We start from the raw sequence: 20,423 nt of genomic DNA, 5'->3' as shown, positions 1-20,423 counted from the left end.
TAATACATTCTGTTCGGAGTAAGATCCTCTTCTAACAGATCGTACTCCCGATGACAAAGGGCTTCCACTTTTTTAAGTGAAGTAAGTATGCTGATAAGTTTTGATTCCATTTGAATGTACATGATAGAATAGAAAGAAAATGATTGATTAGGGTGATAGATTTGTTGAAAGAGGCAGAACAATATTTAATGCAATACTTTGGTTATTCTTCCTTCCGACCAGGGCAAAGGGAGATTATCCATAACTTATTAGAAACGAAGAACACACTTGGAATCCTTCCAACAGGAGGTGGAAAATCACTCTGCTTCCAAATCCCTGCACTTATTCTTCCAGGCATTACGATTGTTATCTCTCCATTAATTTCTCTCATGAAAGATCAAGTTGATGCGCTATTGGCAGCAAATATTCATGCAACCTTTATTAATAGCTCTTTATCTCAGAAGGAGTATCAAGAAAGAATGGATCAGATTCGAAATGGTGAGTATAAACTTGTCTATGTGGCACCTGAACGCTTTGAATCTGCTAGCTTTCTAGCAATGCTTAATTCAATGGCTATTTCAATGATTGTTTTTGATGAGGCGCACTGTATTTCACAATGGGGACATGATTTTCGTCCAAGCTATCGATCAATTGTTACAAATTTGGACAAGCTTCACCACACACCAGTCATTGCTGCATTAACAGCTACTGCAACGAAAGATGTGGCGGATGATATTAGGAATCTCTTAAATATTGGTGAAAGGGATTGCTTCATTACTGGTTTTGCAAGAGAAAATCTTGCTTTTCATGTCATGAAAGGTGTGAATAAGCGAGATTTTATTACGGATTATTTGAAAAAACATCCAAACGAGTCCGGGATTATTTATACATCTAGTAGAAAAGAAACGGATCAGCTCTATAATCACTTGAAAGCACAGCATCATTCAGTTGCAAAATACCATGCAGGACTTAGTGAAGTTGCTCGAAAGAATGCCCAAAATGAGTTTGTTTATGATGAAACTGATATTATGATCGCTACGAATGCATTCGGAATGGGCATCGACAAATCGAATGTTCGTTTTGTGATTCACTATAATCTGCCTCGTAATATTGAAGCCTATTATCAAGAAGCTGGCCGTGCTGGAAGGGATGGGGAAGAGAGTGCATGTTATCTATTATTCTCCCCACAGGATATTCAGCTGCAAAAGTTTTTAATTGAAGAGTCGAATTTGGATTTCCAGAAGCGAGAACAGGAATACAATAAATTAAAGCAAATGGTGAACTACTGTCATACAGAGAAATGCTTGCAATTTCATATTATCGAGTATTTTGATGGGGAAAGTATCGTTGAGAATTGTGGGAAATGCAGCAATTGTAAGGATGCACGTGAACATGTAGATATTACGAATGAAGCATTAATGATTTTTTCTTGTATAAAAAGAATGGGAGAGCGGTTTGGGGTTACACTTACTGCGCAAGTATTGAAGGGGTCGCAAAATAAAAGGATCAGAGAATTGCGTTTCAATGAATTATCCACATATGGACTGCTTAAGCATTATAAGGAAAAAGAAATTAGTGACATCATTAATTACTTACTTGCAGAAGGATATTTGCTGTTAACAGATAGTAAATATCCCGTTGTGAAGCTTAGTGAGAAATCATTGCCAATATTAAGGCAACAGGAAAAAATTACGATGAAAACAACAATCCAAGCACAGACAAGTGTGGTGGAAGAGAATAGTGATCTATTTATTGCTTTGCGTGCACTAAGAAAGAAACTAGCAGATCAGGATCATGTGCCTCCATATGTTGTTTTTGCAGATACAGCATTAAGAGAAATGTGTCAATATTACCCAACCGATAAGGATGAAATGTTAAGAATCAAAGGTGTAGGTCAAATGAAGTATGAAAAATACGGGGTATTTTTCATCGAGGAAATTAAGAAATTTATGATAGAAAATGAGATACAAGTAGAAAAGAAGGTACCGAAAGAGGCTGCTAATCGTTCATCAAGGCATAAGGAGCTTTCGGATATACCAAGCTATATGCAATCATATCAATCTTATATTGCGGGTTCTCCTATTCAAGAAATTGCCAAGAACCGCAATTTTTCACCGATAACGATCCAGGAGCATATCCTTCGCGCAGTTAAGGAAGGGAATGATATCCAGTGGGATGACATTTTTGATGAACAAACAGAAACACTAATATTAGAAGCGGTACAAAGAGTGGGTGGAGAAAAGCTTAAGCTAATAAAAGAAGAGCTGCCGAATGAAATCGATTACTTTTCGATTAAAGCTGTGTTAACGAAGAATGATCTCTATACCCGGTGAAAAATCAAATTTTTTCTGAAAAAGACGGTCTAATTTGCGACTATGCTCGTATACATGTTAGTACAAACTGTCTTTGGAGGGATTAAATATGTCCATAAATAAAAAAGCAACATTTGTGTCTGCTGTTCTCGTTTCATCTGTTTTATTGTCAGGTTGTGGGTTGTTTGGGAGTGGGGGAAAGGAAAAAATTGATCCTCCTCAAGAGGTAACACATACTGATGACGAAAAATCAATAACAGAAGAAACGACTGGAACGGAAGTAGAAACGACAGGCGAGGAAGCAGAAATTGCTGGAACGATTCCTACAGAGCTATACTTAATCAATAAAGATGGTTTAGTCGTTTCTCAAACATTAGATTTGCCAAAAAAGGAGTCAGTTGCCACTCAAGCACTAGAATATTTAGTGAAGGAAGGGCCAGTAACTGAGATGCTTCCAAATGATTTTATGGCTGTACTGCCTGCAGAAACGAAGCTATCTGTAAATATTAAAGATAATGTAGCTACCGTAAACTTTTCAAAAGAATTTAAAGACTATCAAGTAGAGGATGAAAAGAAGATTCTTCAAGCCGTTACTTGGACACTTACACAATTTGATTCAATTGATAAGGTTAAGTTTCAATTGAATGGACATGAGTTAAATGAGATGCCTGTTGGCGGCACACCGATCGGAGATTCCTACAGCCGAGCGAATGGAATCAATATAGATACGACAGATGTTCTAGATATTACAAATACAAGATCAGTCACTGTGTATTATATTGGTGGAAATGAAGGCTCGTATTATTATGTCCCTGTAACAAAGCGTGTCTCAAATAAAGAGACAAATAATTATGTGGCCATTGTGAATGAACTGGTAAAGGGACCAAATATCAACTCGAATCTAGATAGTGATTTTGTATCAAATGTGAAACTATTAGAAGACCCAATCGTTGAAAATGGAAAACTGACTTTGAATTTTAATGATGCAGTGTATGGCAGCTTTGAAGAGAAAGTTATTTCTCAGCATTTATTAACTGCGCTTGTGTTGTCTTTAACTGAACAGCCTGATATTGAAAGTGTAGCAGTGACAGTGGATGGGAAGGCAGAGCTTGTCGATGAGAAGGGTCAAAAGTTAACAGAACCGGTTACTCGTCCCGAAAAAGTAAATACAGGTAGTTTTTAATCAGAAGGTTTTTGATATACTATATAAATAACGAGAAAGAGGAGGCATTTTCTGCCACCTCTTCTTTATTGTGTTTCTTATAAGGGAGGAAAAATAGATGCGTGCAGATGGACGTGAACAGCTACAATTAAGACCTATACATATTGAAACAAATTATTTAATGCATCCTGAAGGTTCTGTTTTAATTAGTGTTGGAAATACAAAAGTAATTTGTACAGCAAGCATTGATGATCGGGTGCCGCCATTTATGAGGGGAGAAGGAAAAGGATGGATTACGGCAGAGTATTCCATGCTTCCAAGAGCAACCGAAACAAGAAATATACGTGAATCTGCTAAAGGGAAAATTACGGGAAGAACAATGGAAATCCAGCGATTAATTGGACGTGCTCTTCGTGCGGTTGTTGATCTTGATGCATTAGGGGAAAGAACCATTTGGATTGATTGTGATGTTATACAGGCAGATGGAGGGACAAGGACAGCATCAATTACAGGTGCTTTTGTGGCAATGGCTCTCGCATTAGACAAATTAAGTTCAATGAAAAAACTCAAGAAATACCCTATTAAAGATTTTCTAGCAGCGACAAGTGTAGGGATACTAGAAAACAAGCAAGTAGTTGTTGATTTGAATTATGTAGAGGATTCAAAAGCACATGTAGATATGAATATTGTGATGACGGGAAGCGGAGAATTTGTCGAATTGCAGGGAACAGGCGAAGAAGCAACATTTTCCTACAATGAGTTACAGGAATTGCTGAAGGCTGGACAAGGTGGAATTTCTCAGTTATTTGAGATGCAAAAAGAAGCACTTGGTGAGACAATTACTAATCATATTAATGCACGTAGAGAGAAATAAGAGAGGAAGTAGCGACATGCAAGAAGTGATAATTGCAACTAAGAATGAGGGAAAAGCAAAGGAATTCATCCGGATGTTTAAGCCTCTAGGGTATGAGGTAAAGACACTTTTAGATTTTCCTGAAATACAGGATGTAGAGGAAACAGGAAAGACCTTTGAAGAGAATGCAAAATTAAAAGCAGAAACAATCGCTAATGTTTTAGGCAGAATGGTCATTGCAGATGATTCAGGTCTAGTAATTAATTCATTAGATGGCAGACCAGGAGTCTTTTCTGCTAGATATGCAGGAATAGAAAAAAGTGATCAAGCAAACATGGACAAAGTATTAAGCGAACTTGAACAGATAGCAGATAATAAGAGACAAGCAAGATTTTATTGTGTATTAGCGGTTGCAGCACCAGGTAAGGAAACATTCACTGTTTCAGGGACTTGTGAAGGTGTCATTTTACGAGAAAAAAGAGGCAGCTATGGATTTGGGTATGACCCGATATTTTTCGTTGTTGAAATGGACCGAGCAATGGCAGAATTAAAGCCTGAGGAAAAGGCGCAGATCAGTCATCGCTCTCAAGCTCTTCGGAAATTAGAAAGTCAATTGCCATCTCTTCTAAGTGGAGAAAATGAATGAGTATCCTAATTGTTAGTGATAGCCATGGGTTAACAGATGAATTGCAAGAGATCAAAAAAAGACATGCGCATGAAGTTCAAATGATGATCCATTGTGGGGATTCCGAACTTCAAGCAAATCATGATGCATTAGCTAATTTCTTTGTCGTGCAGGGAAACTGTGATCGAGCAGGTACTTTTCCAGAGGAATGGATCGAAGAAGTGTCAGGTCTCAAGCTTTTTGTTACACATGGTCATCGATTTTCAGTGAAATCGACACTAATGAATCTTTCCTATCGTGCGAGTGAAGTAGAGGCGGATATTGTCTGTTTTGGTCATTCTCATTTACTTGGAGCAGAAATGATCGATGGTATTTTATTTATTAACCCAGGAAGTATTCGATTGCCAAGGGGCAGAACAGAAAAAACATATATGCGCTTAGAAGTAGTAGAAAAAGAAATAAATCTATATGTTTATGATTTTGATCAAGGCAAATTGGATGAGTTGACTCAAGTATTCCCGCTTCCGAGATGGAACGAAATCGATTAAATTGAAGGAGGGGAGCTATGCTTCCCTCATAATAAAAATTGATTATTTTTTGTTGACTTTTAATTAATAGCATAATATAATAAATATTGTCGTTGAAATACATGATGTTATGTCCCAGTAGCTCAGCTGGATAGAGCATACGCCTTCTAAGCGTACGGTCGGGAGTTCGAATCTCTCCTGGGACGTTGGAAATCGGGTAGTAAATCCCGTCAAATCAACCTCTTATATCTTATTAGTGAAACGGTCAGTTATTGATCGGAAGCTACTAGTGATATAAGAGGTTTTTTTGTTTAGTTAAATATTTCAATCGTTCATAAGTGAAAAAAATAGTCTGGGATTCATTCGAGAATCTTTGGGGACAGTCAAATGGCTGTCCTCTTTTTTTGAAAGTAAAAGTAGACCTAATTACATTTTCCTTCCTTTTTTTGGGAAGATTATTTCTATATATAACGAATAGGAGGATGTTCACGTGAGGGATAAAAATAACTTACATTTAACTGCTGCAGAAATGTCTAGTTTATGGACTCAATATATTAATGATACTTTAGCTGTTTGTGTGAATACCTATTTTATAAAAAATGTGGAGGATGAGGACGTTCGCCCGATTATTGAGAAAACATTAGAGATAGCAAAAATGAATCTTTCAATCATGAAGGATATTTTTGATAAAGAGAATTTTCCAATCCCTATTGGCTTTACAGAAAAAGATGTAAATTCTGATGCCCCAAAGCTTCTTTCGGATACATTTGTCTTACTGTATTTACGCCATATGTCTATACTTGGAGTGGCAGCTAGTACTGCGGCCATCGCATTGGCTACACGTTCAGATGTATTGGATTTTCATAAACGTGTATTAGATAAAGGCATTATGCTGCAAGATTTGATACGTAATTTAATGCTAGATCAGGGGACATATGTTAAACCTCCTTATATATCTATTCCTGAAAAGGTAGATTTTGTTAGTAAGCAACAATTTTTGAATGGTCTGTTTGGGGATAAGAGGGCGTTAACATCAATTGAAATTAGCCATTTATTCTTAAATATTCAAACGAATGCGATTGGGAAGGCACTTATGATTGCATTTGCTCAAACGACTAAAGATGAAGAAGTGAAACAATTTTTAGTAAAAGGGAAAAAAATGGCCCAAAAACATGTAGATATTTTTAGTGATTACTTAAAAAAGGAGAGTATACCAGCTCCAATGATATGGGATACGGCAGTTACGAACACGACAACGCATGTTTTCTCAGATAAACTCGTCATGTTTCATGTATCCGCAATGATTGCTGCTGGAATTGGTAATTATGGCATGGCAATGGCAGTTAGTCCAAGAAGAGATATTGGATTAAAATATGCTTCATTAATTCCAGAAATTGCACTATACGCCGAAGATGGTGCCAACATCTTGATTAAACATGGGTGGATGGAGGAGCCTCCACAAGCAGATGACCGTGAACAGTTAATCTAGAATTTTCATAAATTTGCAAGAGGAGTTAAACCTAGCCTATGTTTATGTTGGCTAGGCGAAGGAAGATACGCTTTAGCATAGTGAAGGAATAGGATGGATAAAAAGTTATATTGTATGTTTGTCATAACAATCAGTGGGAGGATGATAGTCTCCCACTGATTTGAGTTTCCATTTATATATGATTGGGGAAGATAAAGGAAAAAAATTATAATCCTTTAAACGTAAGCAGGACAACAATGAAAGCGGATACAATTAATCAGATTAATTTAAATAATCAGAAAAGTTATAAAAAGGGTGTTGACGGTTTAATAAAATGGGCGTAAGATAGTCCTCAATATAAGAAATCAAAAAATTAAGAAATAAAAACCAGCCAACTTTTAGGTGAGCGAAACCAATTAATACATAGTTTTTTTTAACCTAAAAATTCAATGGTTTAAAGTGCTAAAACAAAAAATATAATAGCTATAAAGCGAAGAAGAGGATAAGTAGTTTTATGAATTGGAATTTACAGAGAGCCGGAGCTGCTGTGAACCGGTAATTCCCCCATAAAATGAACTCACCTCAGAGCATCAGCTTGAAAGAGTCAATCGAGTAGAGTTGATCGGGTGTCTATCACCCGTTATCAAAACGGACAGGAAATAGTTGTCCATAAGTGCATGCAGATTGCGTGAATTTAGGGTGGTACCGTGGAATGGGATTAAAGCCTTTTCACCCCTTATACCTAGGATTAGTAGGTTTTTAAGGGGTGGAAAGGCTTTTTATATTGAATTAAAGGAAAAAGAGGAGGTTTTATACAAATGTTGCAGCAAGCTGCCATGGCAGAATCAAAGGCTAAGACCGAAATGGTCACTGGTGCTGATCTGTTATTAGAGGCCTTGGAAAAAGAAAAGGTGGAAGTGATCTTTGGATATCCTGGAGGAGCTGTACTTCCGATTTATGACAAGCTCTATGATTCAAAAATTCTCCACGTTTTGCCAAGGCATGAGCAAGGAGGAATTCATGCAGCGGAAGGGTATGCAAGAATTTCCGGGAAACCTGGAGTGGTTATTGCCACATCTGGCCCAGGAGCAACGAACATTGTTACGGGTCTCACAGACGCGATGATGGACTCTCTTCCGCTTGTCGTATTCACTGGTCAGGTTCCGACAAATGTAATCGGTTCTGATGCTTTCCAAGAAGCAGATGTTTTAGGGATTACAACACCGATTACGAAATACAATTACCAGGTTCGAAGGATTGAAGATATCCCTCGAATTGTGAAAGAGGCATTTTTTATTGCAACAAGCGGAAGACCAGGGCCAGTCTTGATAGATATTCCAAAAGATATTGCAGCAACTGTATCAAAACCTCCAGAAGAACAAGAGATAAAGCTACCTGGCTATCAGCCAACCGTACAGCCTAACTATTTGCAAATCAGAAAACTATCTGAGGCAGTTAGCCGGGCGAAAAAGCCAGTTATACTTGCTGGAGCTGGTGTCCTTCTTGGGCAAGCTTCGAGTGAATTAAAAGAATATGCAGAACAGCAGCAGCTTCCAGTTATTCATACACTTCTTGGTTTAGGCGGATTCCCAGCAGACCATCAGCTGTTTGTTGGAATGGCTGGTATGCATGGCTGTTATGCATCGAATATGGGTTTAAGTGAATGTGATTTATTAATTAATATCGGAGCAAGATTTGATGACCGGCTTACAGGAAATTTGCAATTCTTTGCCCCTCATGCAACGGTTGCTCACATCGATATTGATCCAGCTGAAATTGGGAAGAACGTTCCAACAGCCATACCAGTTGTTGCAGATGCAAAAGAAGCATTAAAAGAATTAATCAAGCAAAATGGAAAACCGCCAGCCCATTCGGAATGGTTGGAACAAATTCATAAATGGCAAGAGGAGTATCCTTATCATTATGGGGAGTCAGACACTCTTAAGCCCCAAAAAGTGTTAGAGATGCTTTATGAAAAAACAGCTGGGGATGCAATCGTCGTCACAGATGTTGGGCAGCACCAAATGTGGGCAGCACAGTATTACCAATTTAAAAAAGCGAATCGATGGGTGACCTCAGGTGGTCTTGGAACCATGGGCTTTGGATTACCGGCAAGCATTGGAGCGCAGCTAGCTGATCCGGAACGATGTGTCATTGCTGTTCTTGGGGATGGCGGATTTCAAATGTCTACACAAGAGCTGACAGTCATTAAAGAATTAAATCTCCCGATAAAAATCGCAATATTCAATAATTTATCACTCGGAATGGTTCGGCAATGGCAGGAAATCTTTTATGACAAACGGTATTCCCATAGTAAAATTCCTATCCAGCCTTCCTTTGTGAAGCTAGCAGAAGCTTACGGAATAAAAGGATATGAAATAAATACAGCTGAAGAAGCAGAAGTCCTTTTTGAGGAAGTGTTGAATAGCCGAGAGCCTGTTCTGCTTGATATTCGAATTGATCCTGATGAGAATGTCTATCCGATGATTGCCCCAGGGAAAGGGCTGCATGAAATGGTAGGTGTGAAACCATGAAAAAAATTATTAGTATGACGGTTTTAAACCGCCCAGGTGTTCTCAATCGAATTACGAATCTTTTTTCTAAGCGGAATTACAATATTGAAAGCATCTCTGTAGGGTTAACGGAACAAGAAGGGGTTTCAAGAATTACTTGCGTCATTCATGTAGAAAGTGATCGAGAAGCTGAACAAATTACAAAACAGCTGAATAAGCAGATTGATATTTTAAAAGTAACAGATATTAGTGATCAAGCAATTGTGGCAAGAGAGCTGGCATTAATAAAAGTGCTCACAACCCCGCAAACAAGAAATGAACTCTATGCATTAATCGAACCATTTCGAGCAGCTGTTATTGATATAAGCAAGGATAGCTTAGTCATTCAGATAACAGGAGAATCCGATAAGATTGAAGCATTTATCGAACTGATTAAGCCTTATGGAATTAAGGAGCTCGCTCGCACAGGAACGACAGCATTCCCAAGAGGAACACAAAAACCAGTCAATCCGCAAAAAACATACTCAATCGTTTAATTTTAAAAAAAGAAAGGAAGATAATAATGGCGAAAATGTACTATAACGGAGATGCGAATCCAGCTTATTTAAATGGGAAAAAGGTAGCGGTGATCGGCTATGGATCACAAGGTCATGCACATGCATTAAATCTAAGAGACAGCGGAGTTGAAGTCGTAATTGGGCTTCGCAAAGGGAAATCATGGGATAAAGCAGCAGAAGATGGCTTTCAAGTATATTCAGTAGCGGAAGCGACAGCACAGGCAGACGTAGTCATGATTCTCTTGCCAGATGAACTCCAGACGAAAGTATATAAAGAAGAAATTGAACCGAATGTAACGACTCAAGCACTGATGTTTGCCCATGGTTTTAATGTTCATTTCAATCAAATTGTTCCACCAAAGGAAAGTGATGTGCTTCTCGTTGCCCCTAAAGGTCCAGGCCATCTTGTAAGAAGAACGTATGAACAGGATGCAGGTGTTCCAGCACTTTTCGCTATCCACCAGGATGTATCAGGTGAAGCGCAAGAACTTGCCCTAGCTTATGCAAGAGCTATTGGTGCTCTGCGTGCAGGTGCTTTAGAAACTACCTTTAAAGAGGAAACAGAAACCGACCTATTCGGTGAACAGGCTGTTCTTTGTGGGGGATTGACCTCACTTGTTAAGGCCGGATTTGAAACGTTAGTCGAAGCAGGATACCAGCCTGAACTAGCCTACTTTGAATGCTTGCATGAATTGAAGCTAATTGTTGATTTGATGTATGAAGGCGGATTAGAAGGAATGCGTTATTCGATCTCAGATACAGCACAATGGGGAGACTTTGTCAGTGGTCCGCGTGTAGTGGATGAAAGAGTGAAGGAAGAAATGAAAGCAATTCTTAAAGATATTCAGGATGGGAAATTTGCTAAAGGCTGGATCCTAGAAAATCAAGCAAATCGCCCTGAATTTAATGCAGTAAATGAGAGAGAAAAGCAGCATCAAATTGAGCAGGTGGGAAGAGAACTTAGAAAAATGATGCCGTTCGTTAATAGCGGAAAAAAGAAGGAAGCTGTTGCTAGTGCAAACCATTAAAATTTTCGACACAACCTTAAGGGATGGAGAACAGTCAGCCGGTGTGAACCTTAATTTTTCGGAAAAGCTTGAAATTGCCAAGCAACTGGAAAGGTTAAATGTAGATATTATGGAAGCGGGTTTTCCAGCTGCATCCAAAGGCGACTTCTCGTCCGTACAAAAAATTGCTCAAACGATAAAAAATTGTTCTGTCACGGGACTTGCACGGGCAGTTATTTCTGATATCGATGCAGCATGGGAAGCGCTGAAAGACGGTGCAGAACCAAGGCTCCATACCTTTCTTGCAACATCGCCGATTCATCGAGAGTATAAATTAAAAATGTCGAAAGAAGAAGTCATCCATACAGCTGTAGAAACAGTCAAATATGCAGCTAAGAAATTCCCAATTATTCAATGGTCGGCAGAAGATGCTTCAAGGACGGAGCTGCCCTTCTTAGCCGAAATTATCGAAAAGGTCATTCAGGCAGGAGCGAGAGTAATTAATATTCCTGATACGGTCGGATATGGAACGCCACAAGAATATGGAGCCATTTTTAAATACTTAAAAGAAAATGTTCCTTCTATTAATAAGGTTTCCTTATCAACCCACTGTCATGATGATTTAGGAATGGCAATCGCCAATTCACTTGCAGCTGTTGAAAATGGTGCAACACAAGTGGAAGGAACAATCAACGGCATTGGGGAAAGAGCAGGAAACGCTGCTTTGGAGGAATTTGCGGTAGCCTTGCATATTAGAAAGGATTATTATCAGGCATCAACTCGCCTCAATCTTCATGAGATCAGCCGCACAAGCAGTCTTGTCAGCAAGCTGACGGGAATGATTGTTCCTGCGAATAAGGCAGTTGTCGGCAAAAATGCCTATGCACATGAATCTGGGATTCATCAGGATGGGGTACTCAAGGAGAAAACAACCTATGAAATTATTTCTCCTGATCTAGTAGGATTCCAGTCGAACTCTTTAGTTTTAGGAAAGCATTCAGGCAGGCATGCCTTTAAAAACCGGTTAGATGAATTAGGACTTAACATTCCTGAGGAAAATATTAAACCGCTATTTAGTGCATTCAAAGACTTAGCTGACCGTAAAAAAGAAATGACTGACGAAGATTTGGTTGCACTTGTCCTTGAAGAAGAGTTATCAAAGGAAGAGCGTTTCTATGAATTAATTCATTTGCAAATCCAATACGGGACGAATCAAGTACCAACAGCGACCGTTACTTTATCAGGAGCGGATAAGGAAGTCATCCAAGAGGCTGGAACGGGAGCGGGAAGTATCGAAGCCCTTTATAATACATTGGAAAAATGTGTGGAAGGGTCCATCAATCTATTAGATTACCGCATCCAGTCTGTTGGAGCAGGAAGAGATGCACTTGCCCAAGTATATGTAAAACTAAAATATTTAGGTATTGAAACAAGCGGGAGAGGACTTGCACAGGATGTGTTAGAGGCTTCGGGGAAAGCCTATTTAAATGCTGTGAATCGAGTAATCTATCTGAAGGAAAAGGAAGGAAAGCAAGAAGTAAGCTTAACATAAATGTATAGACAATCAAAATACAGAAGGCGGAGGGAAAAAAATGAAAAAGCGTATCGCGGTACTACCAGGTGATGGAATTGGCAAAGAAGTGGCAAAAGGCGCAATTGAGGTCCTGCAAGCTGTAGGTGAACGTTTTGGACATCAATTCTATTTTCAATATGGAATGATTGGTGGAGAAGCGATTGATACACTTGGAACGCCGCTTCCAGATGAGACGATTGAGCTATGTAAACAAAGCGATGCGGTTTTACTCGGAGCTGTAGGCGGTCCAAAATGGGAGAAAAAGCCTGCTCACCTTCGTTCTGAACAAGGATTATTAAGGATTCGAAAGGAACTTGGTCTTTATGCAAATGTAAGGCCAACTAGTTATTATCCAAGTCTTGCAGATGCTTCTCCACTTCGAAAAGAAGTTATTGAAGGTGTAGAGATGGTAATGGTTAGAGAATTAAGTGGGGGCATATATTTTGGGAAACCGAGTGAACGAATTCAGAAAAACGGAGAAGATGGGGTTGTTGATACTCTATACTACCAACGAGCAGAAATTGAAAGAGTGGTTCGACTTGCATTTGAGCTTGCAGTAGAAAGGAAAGGGAAAGTAACTTCCATTGATAAGGCAAATGTACTGGAATCAAGTCGAATGTGGAGAGAAGTAGCAGAAGTTATTTCGAAGGACTATCCGGATGTTGAACTAGAACATATGCTTGTTGACAATGCTGCTATGCAAATGATCAAAAATCCGAAACAATTTGATGTTGTTGTCACTGAGAACATGTTTGGTGATATTTTGAGTGATGAGGCATCTGTACTTACAGGTTCACTTGGAATGCTCCCTTCAGCTAGCCTTTCTGAGCGTGGTCCATACTTATATGAGCCTATTCACGGTTCGGCACCAGATATTAAAGGAAAAGGGTCAGCCAACCCGATTGCAATGATTCTTTCTGCAGCAATGATGCTCCGTCAATCATTCGGAATGAATGAGGAAGCAGACGCCATTGAGCAAGCTGTAAATCAAGTGCTTGATGCAGGATACAGAACAAAGGATATTATGACATTCGGCAAAAAGCTAGTAACAACCGATGAAATGGTTGGAGAAATTAAAGCAACCCTTATGGATAACGAAGCCATCATGTATATTATGAGTGCATACGCATAGAAAAGCGGAGGCGGCTTGTTCAGGGGCGACAAGCTTAAGACGGTCTGAATGGAAGGTTGTTCTTTAACCTTCCATTCAGAGTGGCTTAAGACCTCGAGCCCCTAGCCGCAGGAGCTAGACAAAGAAAAGCGGATGCGGCTTGTCCAGAGGCGCAAGAATTGTGTAAATTCCTGTTTTGATTGATGTGGTTGACCAACTTTATCTTAATTAGCAACAATGTTTGTGAAAACAACCTAAATATAAATAAAACACGATCCGATCATTGGGTCGTGTTTATTTTAAAAAAAGGGAATCAGGAGGTTAAAATGGGGAGATCAATTATTGAGAAAATATGGGATAAACATATTATCCATCAAGAAGAAGGAAAACCAGATTTACTGTATATCGATCTTCATTTAGTACATGAAGTGACTTCTCCACAGGCTTTTTCCGGTTTAAGAATGAAAAATAGAAAAGTTAGGCAACCAGATAAGACATTTGCAACAATGGATCATAATGTACCTACTGTTAATCGTTATAAAATTGAAGATAAAGTGGCATTAAACCAAATGACAACTTTGGAGAAAAATTGCATGGAATTCGGAATTCCTTTAGCTGGAATAGATAGCCCTGATCAAGGAATTGTCCATGTAATCGGACCTGAATTAGGGTTCACACAGCCAGGGATGACGATTGTATGTGGGGATAGCCATACGTCTACACATGGAGCATTTGGATCCATTGCATTTGGGATTGGCACAAGTGAGGTTGAGCATGTATTGGCAACGCAAACACTTTGGCAAGCAAAGCCAAAAACAATGAAAATTGAAATAAGTGGGACACTTAGAAAAGGAGTGACAGCAAAGGATGTTATTCTTTACATTCTTTCGCAAAAGGGCGTGAATTTCGGTCAAGGGTATATCATAGAATATTGCGGAGACGTAATTAAGAAGATGTCGATGGAAGAACGAATGACAATTTGCAATATGTCAATTGAGGGAGGGGCTAAAGCTGGCTTAGTTAGTCCGGATGAGACGACATTTTCATATTTAAATGGTCGAAAGCACGCACCAAAAGGAGAGAATTTTGTACATGCTGTAAAAAAGTGGCGTGAGCTTACATCTGATGAGAACGCTATTTTTGATAAGGAAATGTCCATTGATGCAAGTCAAATTGCTCCTATGGTCAGCTGGGGTACGAACCCAGCGATGACATCAAGTGTGAACGATCATGTTCCATATTTAAAAGATTGTAAAAATCCAATAGAACAAAGGTCTCTTGAGCGAGCATTAACCTACATGGGATTAGAAGAAGGGCAAAAAATAAAAGACATTGAAATACAACATGTTTTTATTGGATCTTGTACAAATTCGCGTATAGAGGATTTACGTCAGGCAGCAGAAATTGTGAAAGGGAAAAGAGTTCATTCAAATGTAAGGGCATTAGTTGTTCCTGGATCACAGCAAGTTAAGAAACAGGCAGAAGCTGAAGGTTTGAACATCATTTTTCAAAATGCTGGCTTTGAATGGAGAGAGTCTGGATGTAGCATGTGCTTAAGTATGAATAATGATATTGTTCCAAGCGGAGAACATTGTGCCTCGACTTCCAATCGGAATTTTGAAGGACGCCAAGGATCCGGAGCAAGAACGCATTTAGTGAGTCCCATGATGGCAGCTGCGGCAGCACTAAATGGCCGATTTATCGATGTGGGTAAATTAATGGAAGTAGAAACAGTTTAATCGAAAGGATGTGAGGAAAATGGGCAGATTTACGATTGTCGAAGGAAAAGCAATTCCAATGGATCGAGCAAATGTGGATACAGATCAAATTATCCCTAAGCAGTTTTTAAAAAGAATTGAAAAGACTGGATTTGGTCAATATTTATTCTACGATTGGCGGTACATGAACGATGGAAAAGAAAACCCTGCTTTTGAATTAAATCAACCAGAGAATAAAAATGCATCTATACTGATCGCAAATGAGAATTTTGGTTGTGGATCGTCGAGAGAGCATGCGCCATGGGCATTAGCTGATTACGGCTTTAAAGCAATAATTGCTCCCTCTTTTGCAGATATTTTTCACCAAAACTGTTTGAAAAATGGGATACTCCCAATTAGACTAAAAAGCGAAGAAGTTTCCTATTTATTAAAGGAAGCAAAAAATCAACCTTATGTACTAAGCGTTGATCTTAAAAATGAAATGGTTAAGGATGAGAAAGGCTTTTCTACTACATTTTCAATTCATACATATTGGAAGAGGATGCTCATAAATGGATGGGATGAAATTGAAATCACATTACAATTCGAAGAGAAAATAACTGATTATGAGAAAGCGACTATTACGATACGATGATAGTAAAGGGATTCACAGTTAATATGCTGTGGATCTCTTTGTTTTTTCAAGACTTACATGCTAAACTAACTTCAAAATAATGTTTGAGGCGGGAAAAGGTATGAAGAACCAGGGTCAGAAAAAGTTGAATGATAATGTTGTGCTTTTTCCTCATTTAGAAAAGCGACTTCTTGAAAAAGGTCTAGAGAAAATACAGCAAAAAAGATTTCGGGAGGCAGCAGAGCTTTTGGAGGAAGCCGTTCAATTAGATCCTGAAAATAGTGATGCCTATATTGGATTAGTTCTTGCTTATTATGAATGGGGATCATTACAAAAAGCGAAGGAACATGCGAGTGTAATGCTGCAAAAAGGGATAGGGGAATACATTGAGATTATTGATCTGTACTTAATGATTCTTGTTCAGCTGCATCAATATGATGAAATTGTCACAACGATTGAAGTTTTGTTAGAAGAAAAAGAAGTACCAAAAGAGAAATTCGAGAACTTCACCCGAATGCTTGAATTTAGCAGGAGAATGGCAAATGAAAAAGTAACGAATGAAATGGAAGAAACAGCGCAAGAAGATACGATTTTGGAAATGGATCTTTTTACGTATACAAGTCAGCAAGAGCAAATCAATGTGGCTGCTCAATTAGCTGAAAGAAATATTCGGCCATATATTGACCAAATGAAAAATTATTTACAATCGGATAATGGCCAGCTATTTTTTAAGACGATGCTATTGAATGTACTATCTGAGCATGAGTATGATAAAAAGATTATGATTAAAAAATTGGGGAAAGAAAAGGCGGTCGTTCCGATCGAACTTCCCGCAGTTTATGAACAACCTGAAATAGCATCTATTTTACAATTATTAAGTACGAGAATGGAACATGAAAATCCTATTCTTTTTGATCAAATAAAGGAATTAATCAATAGGCATTTTTTCATTCTCTATCCTTTCCAATTCGAGTCATTTAACATCAATGTTTGGGCAGCTGCCTATCATTTTCTTGCGGCAGAATACATGGGAATTGACAGTGAGGAAAAGCAATTATCGGAGCTCTATCAAGTGGAGGAAGCTGACACGATAGAGGCACATCAATTTTTAATACAATTAGAAGAAATTTCATTCACCGATTTTTAGTCTTCATTGTTGAAAGAAAAGCAACGTATGTTATAATATAATGGTTGTATATGTAAATGGTATTTTTTATCTAAAAAAAGTGTATATTGCTTGTAAATCAAGCTTTATCCATATCCATTCGTTACGTATGAAATGATAATAGATTGTTGGAGGGACTAAATTTATGTCTGCAAAATTCGAAAAGCTAGAAGGGAACCAAGGGGTTCTTACAATTGAAGTAGATGCAGAAAGAGTAAACGAAGGTTTAGACGCTGCATTCAAAAAAGTCGTTAAACAAGTAAATGTACCAGGTTTCCGTAAAGGAAAAATGCCTCGCGGAATGTTTGAAAAACGTTTTGGCGTTGAATCATTATATCAAGAAGCAGTTGACTATCTTCTTCCTGAAGCTTATACTGCTGCAATCGATGAAACTGGAATTGAGCCAGTTGATCGTCCTGAAATTGATGTAGAGCAAATTGAAAAAGGCAAAAGCTTAATCTTCAAAGCTACAGTAACTGTAAAGCCAGAAGTGAAACTTGGTGAATACAAAGGCCTAGAAGTTGAAAAGTTCGATACTGAAGTAACAGAAGAAGATGTGACGAACGAATTGACTGCAATGCAAGAAAAGCTTGCAGAGCTTGTTGTAAAAGAAGAAGGAAAAGCTGAAAACGGCGATACAGTTGTTATGGACTTTGAAGGCTTTGTTAATGGTGAAGCATTCGAAGGTGGAAAAGCTGAAAACTATTCACTTGAACTTGGTTCAGGCCAATTTATTCCTGGATTTGAAGAGCAACTAGTAGGTGCAGCTTCTGGAGAATCTAAAGATATTGAAATTACTTTCCCTGAAGAATACCATGCAGCTGAATTAGCAGGAAAGCCTGCAGTATTCAAAGTAACTGTTCATGAAATTAAAGGAAAAGAACTGCCAGCTTTAGATGATGAATTTGCGAAAGATGCAGACGAAGAAGTTGAAACTTTAGATGCACTTAAAGAAAAAGTGAAAACTCGTCTAGTAGAAAGCAAAAAACATGAAGGTGAGCATTTCGTTCAAGATACAGTTGTTGAAAAAGCTGCTTCAAATTCAGAAATTGATCTTCCAGCTGTTATGATTGATAATGAAGTAGATCGTATGATGAATGAATTTGAACAACGTCTTCAAATGCAAGGAATGAACCTTGAGTTATACTTCCAATTCTCTGGTCAAGAAGAAAGTGCATTACGTGACCAAATGAAAGAAGATGCTGAAAAGCGTGTTCGTGTAAATCTTACACTTGAAGCAATTGCAAAAGCAGAAAACATCGAAGTTACAGACGAAGAAGTGACTGCTGAGCTTGATAAAATGGCTGAAATGTACAACATGACAGTTGAAAACATTGAAAAAGCACTAGGTAGCCTTGAAGGACTAAAAGGCGATCTTAAAGTGAAAAAAGCGGTTGATTTCCTAGTAGAAAACAGCAAAACAATCGCATAATAAATGAATAGTAGTGTCAACTGCTTAATTTTGATTTAAGCATAGGCATAATGGCTGTTCTTTTCCTTTTGATCATTTCAATCGGGAAAATATACAACCGAAAAATAAAAAACATAAAGAACAAGGCGCGATGGTATCGTGCCTTGTTTTGTACAATATACATAATAGACATACATATAATATATAAAGTTTTTGGATGAAATTGATTGACTTAACTTGACCATTATTGGATAAGCTTATTTAGAATAACTTTTTTCAGCCAAAGGAAGTAGCGAGTATTCTATACAAACAGCCATACATAATTAAAGTGAATATCTAAGCGTTATCATTTCCTGTCTAATGTGGAAATGTGTTACAATGCAATACATAACAATTGATGGTCAATGAGTAAATGAATGCACAAAAGCTCGTATAAGCTCAGATGCAAGATAGAAAACAGGCTGAATACAAATTTGTTTGTATAGAACTCGTGCAAGCATAATATACTGATTTGAAGTTTTTAAGGGGTGAAGAATTTTGTTTAAATTTAATGATGAAAAAGGGCAATTAAAGTGTTCGTTCTGTGGGAAAACACAGGATCAAGTACGGAAACTTGTTGCAGGACCAGGTGTTTATATATGTGATGAATGTATAGAACTTTGTACTGAAATCGTTGAGGAAGAGCTTGGAACAGAAGAAGAAGTGGAATTTAAAGATGTACCAAAGCCGGCAGAAATTCGTGATATCCTTGACGAATATGTAATCGGTCAAGATCAAGCGAAGAAATCTTTATCAGTTGCCGTGTACAATCATTACAAGCGAATTAATTCTAACAGCAAAATTGATGATGTAGAGCTTTCTAAAAGTAATATCGCGATGATAGGGCCGACAGGAAGCGGGAAGACATTATTAGCTCAAACATTAGCTCGAATTCTTAATGTGCCATTTGCTATTGCTGATGCTACTTCTTTAACAGAAGCAGGGTATGTTGGGGAAGATGTTGAGAATATTCTTCTAAAGCTTATTCAATCAGCTGACTATGATGTTGAGAAGGCTGAAAAGGGAATTATTTATATTGATGAAATTGATAAAGTAGCAAGAAAATCAGAAAACCCTTCAATTACAAGAGATGTTTCAGGTGAAGGTGTTCAGCAAGCGTTACTAAAAATTCTTGAAGGAACAGTTGCTAGTGTTCCTCCACAAGGTGGACGTAAGCATCCACATCAAGAATTTATTCAGATTGATACAACGAATATATTATTTATTTGTGGTGGTGCCTTTGACGGGATTGAGCAAATTATTAAACGCCGTCTTGGACAAAAAGTGATTGGATTTGGATCTGACTCATCACAAAGTGAGCTTGAACAGAAGGAGCTTTTAGCAAAGGTACTCCCAGAAGATTTATTAAAATTTGGATTAATTCCAGAATTTATCGGTCGTCTGCCTGTTATTGCAAGTTTAACACCGCTTGATGAAGAAGCATTAATGGAAATTCTTACAAAACCAAAAAATGCGCTTGTTAAGCAATACCAAAAAATGCTTGAGCTTGATGATGTAGAACTTGAATTTGATGAAGAAGCACTTGTGGAAATTGCGAAAAAAGCAATTGAGCGTAAAACTGGTGCACGTGGCCTTCGTTCCATCATTGAAGGAATTATGCTTGATGTTATGTTTGAATTGCCTTCACGAGAAGACATTAAAAAATGTATTATTACGAAGGAATCAATTGTTGATAATGTAGCACCAAAGCTAATTCTTGAAGATGGATCGATTATTGATGAGAAAAGAAAAACATCTGCATAAAAAGTGAAAGAGGAGAGCGATCTCTT

16 protein-coding genes, 1 tRNA gene and 1 other annotated feature are annotated in these 20,423 nt (G+C 38.1%); all 17 genes read left to right on the top strand.

Going from position 1 to position 20,423, the window contains the following annotated elements:
* The first annotated feature begins 161 nt into the window (after positions 1-161).
* The 17 genes from recQ to clpX all read left to right on the top strand — a co-directional run bounded on the left by recQ (position 162) and on the right by clpX (position 20,397).
* On the top strand, positions 162-2,312 hold the full coding sequence (gene recQ, locus J2Z40_RS05885) for a DNA helicase RecQ (RefSeq protein WP_066396505.1): 2,151 nt from the start codon (positions 162-164) through the stop codon (positions 2,310-2,312).
* A gap of 88 nt (positions 2,313-2,400) precedes the next feature.
* On the top strand, positions 2,401-3,474 hold the full coding sequence (locus tag J2Z40_RS05880) for a GerMN domain-containing protein (RefSeq protein WP_066396500.1): 1,074 nt from the start codon (positions 2,401-2,403) through the stop codon (positions 3,472-3,474).
* Positions 3,475-3,571: 97 nt separating this feature from the next.
* Positions 3,572-4,327, top strand: a complete 756-nt coding sequence (gene rph, locus J2Z40_RS05875) for a ribonuclease PH (protein ID WP_066396496.1) — start codon at positions 3,572-3,574, stop codon at positions 4,325-4,327.
* A gap of 16 nt (positions 4,328-4,343) precedes the next feature.
* Positions 4,344-4,952 (top strand): XTP/dITP diphosphatase, encoded by a 609-nt coding sequence (locus J2Z40_RS05870; RefSeq protein WP_066396493.1) that lies wholly within the window; start codon positions 4,344-4,346, stop codon positions 4,950-4,952.
* On the top strand, positions 4,949-5,479 hold the full coding sequence (locus tag J2Z40_RS05865) for a metallophosphoesterase family protein (protein ID WP_066396489.1): 531 nt from the start codon (positions 4,949-4,951) through the stop codon (positions 5,477-5,479). Before J2Z40_RS05870 ends, J2Z40_RS05865 begins: the two co-directional genes overlap by 4 nt.
* Before the next feature lie 111 nt (positions 5,480-5,590).
* Positions 5,591-5,664: transfer RNA gene (locus J2Z40_RS05860), tRNA-Arg, on the top strand.
* Positions 5,665-5,948: 284 nt separating this feature from the next.
* Positions 5,949-6,947 (top strand): DUF3231 family protein, encoded by a 999-nt coding sequence (locus J2Z40_RS20080; protein WP_083953937.1) that lies wholly within the window; start codon positions 5,949-5,951, stop codon positions 6,945-6,947.
* 463 nt (positions 6,948-7,410) lie between these two features.
* Positions 7,411-7,666 (top strand) — a binding site (T-box leader).
* Positions 7,667-7,744: 78 nt separating this feature from the next.
* A complete protein-coding gene (gene ilvB / locus J2Z40_RS05850; protein ID WP_066396487.1) occupies positions 7,745-9,460 on the top strand; it encodes an acetolactate synthase large subunit in 1,716 nt (571 codons plus the stop codon).
* On the top strand, positions 9,457-9,975 hold the full coding sequence (gene ilvN, locus J2Z40_RS05845; RefSeq protein WP_066396484.1) for an acetolactate synthase small subunit: 519 nt from the start codon (positions 9,457-9,459) through the stop codon (positions 9,973-9,975). Before ilvB ends, ilvN begins: the two co-directional genes overlap by 4 nt.
* Before the next feature lie 26 nt (positions 9,976-10,001).
* Positions 10,002-11,024, top strand: coding sequence for a ketol-acid reductoisomerase (ilvC, locus tag J2Z40_RS05840; protein WP_066396482.1), 1,023 nt, complete (start codon positions 10,002-10,004; stop codon positions 11,022-11,024).
* A complete protein-coding gene (locus J2Z40_RS05835) occupies positions 11,011-12,555 on the top strand; it encodes a 2-isopropylmalate synthase (RefSeq protein ID WP_066396479.1) in 1,545 nt (514 codons plus the stop codon). The genes ilvC and J2Z40_RS05835 overlap by 14 nt, the downstream gene beginning before the upstream one ends.
* A 40-nt stretch (positions 12,556-12,595) precedes the next feature.
* On the top strand, positions 12,596-13,708 hold the full coding sequence (gene leuB, locus J2Z40_RS05830; protein WP_066396476.1) for a 3-isopropylmalate dehydrogenase: 1,113 nt from the start codon (positions 12,596-12,598) through the stop codon (positions 13,706-13,708).
* A gap of 305 nt (positions 13,709-14,013) precedes the next feature.
* Positions 14,014-15,426, top strand: a complete 1,413-nt coding sequence (gene leuC, locus J2Z40_RS05825; RefSeq protein ID WP_066396472.1) for a 3-isopropylmalate dehydratase large subunit — start codon at positions 14,014-14,016, stop codon at positions 15,424-15,426.
* Positions 15,427-15,445: 19 nt separating this feature from the next.
* Positions 15,446-16,039: a 3-isopropylmalate dehydratase small subunit gene (gene leuD, locus J2Z40_RS05820; protein WP_066396469.1), complete on the top strand. Its 594-nt coding sequence runs from the start codon at positions 15,446-15,448 to the stop codon at positions 16,037-16,039.
* A gap of 100 nt (positions 16,040-16,139) precedes the next feature.
* Positions 16,140-17,165 (top strand): tetratricopeptide repeat protein, encoded by a 1,026-nt coding sequence (locus tag J2Z40_RS05815; protein ID WP_066396466.1) that lies wholly within the window; start codon positions 16,140-16,142, stop codon positions 17,163-17,165.
* Positions 17,166-17,328: 163 nt separating this feature from the next.
* Positions 17,329-18,615 (top strand): trigger factor, encoded by a 1,287-nt coding sequence (gene tig / locus J2Z40_RS05810; RefSeq protein ID WP_066396464.1) that lies wholly within the window; start codon positions 17,329-17,331, stop codon positions 18,613-18,615.
* A gap of 516 nt (positions 18,616-19,131) precedes the next feature.
* Complete coding sequence (gene clpX / locus J2Z40_RS05805) at positions 19,132-20,397, top strand: ATP-dependent protease ATP-binding subunit ClpX (protein ID WP_066396463.1); 1,266 nt, start codon at positions 19,132-19,134, stop codon at positions 20,395-20,397.
* Positions 20,398-20,423: the final 26 nt, after the last annotated feature.

The organism is Cytobacillus eiseniae, from assembly GCF_017874625.1.
In the GTDB taxonomy this organism is placed as follows: Bacteria; Bacillota; Bacilli; order Bacillales; family Cytobacillaceae; genus Cytobacillus; species Cytobacillus eiseniae.
Note: the sequence above shows the minus strand (reverse complement) of the source record. Positions and strands in the feature narration are given on the sequence as shown.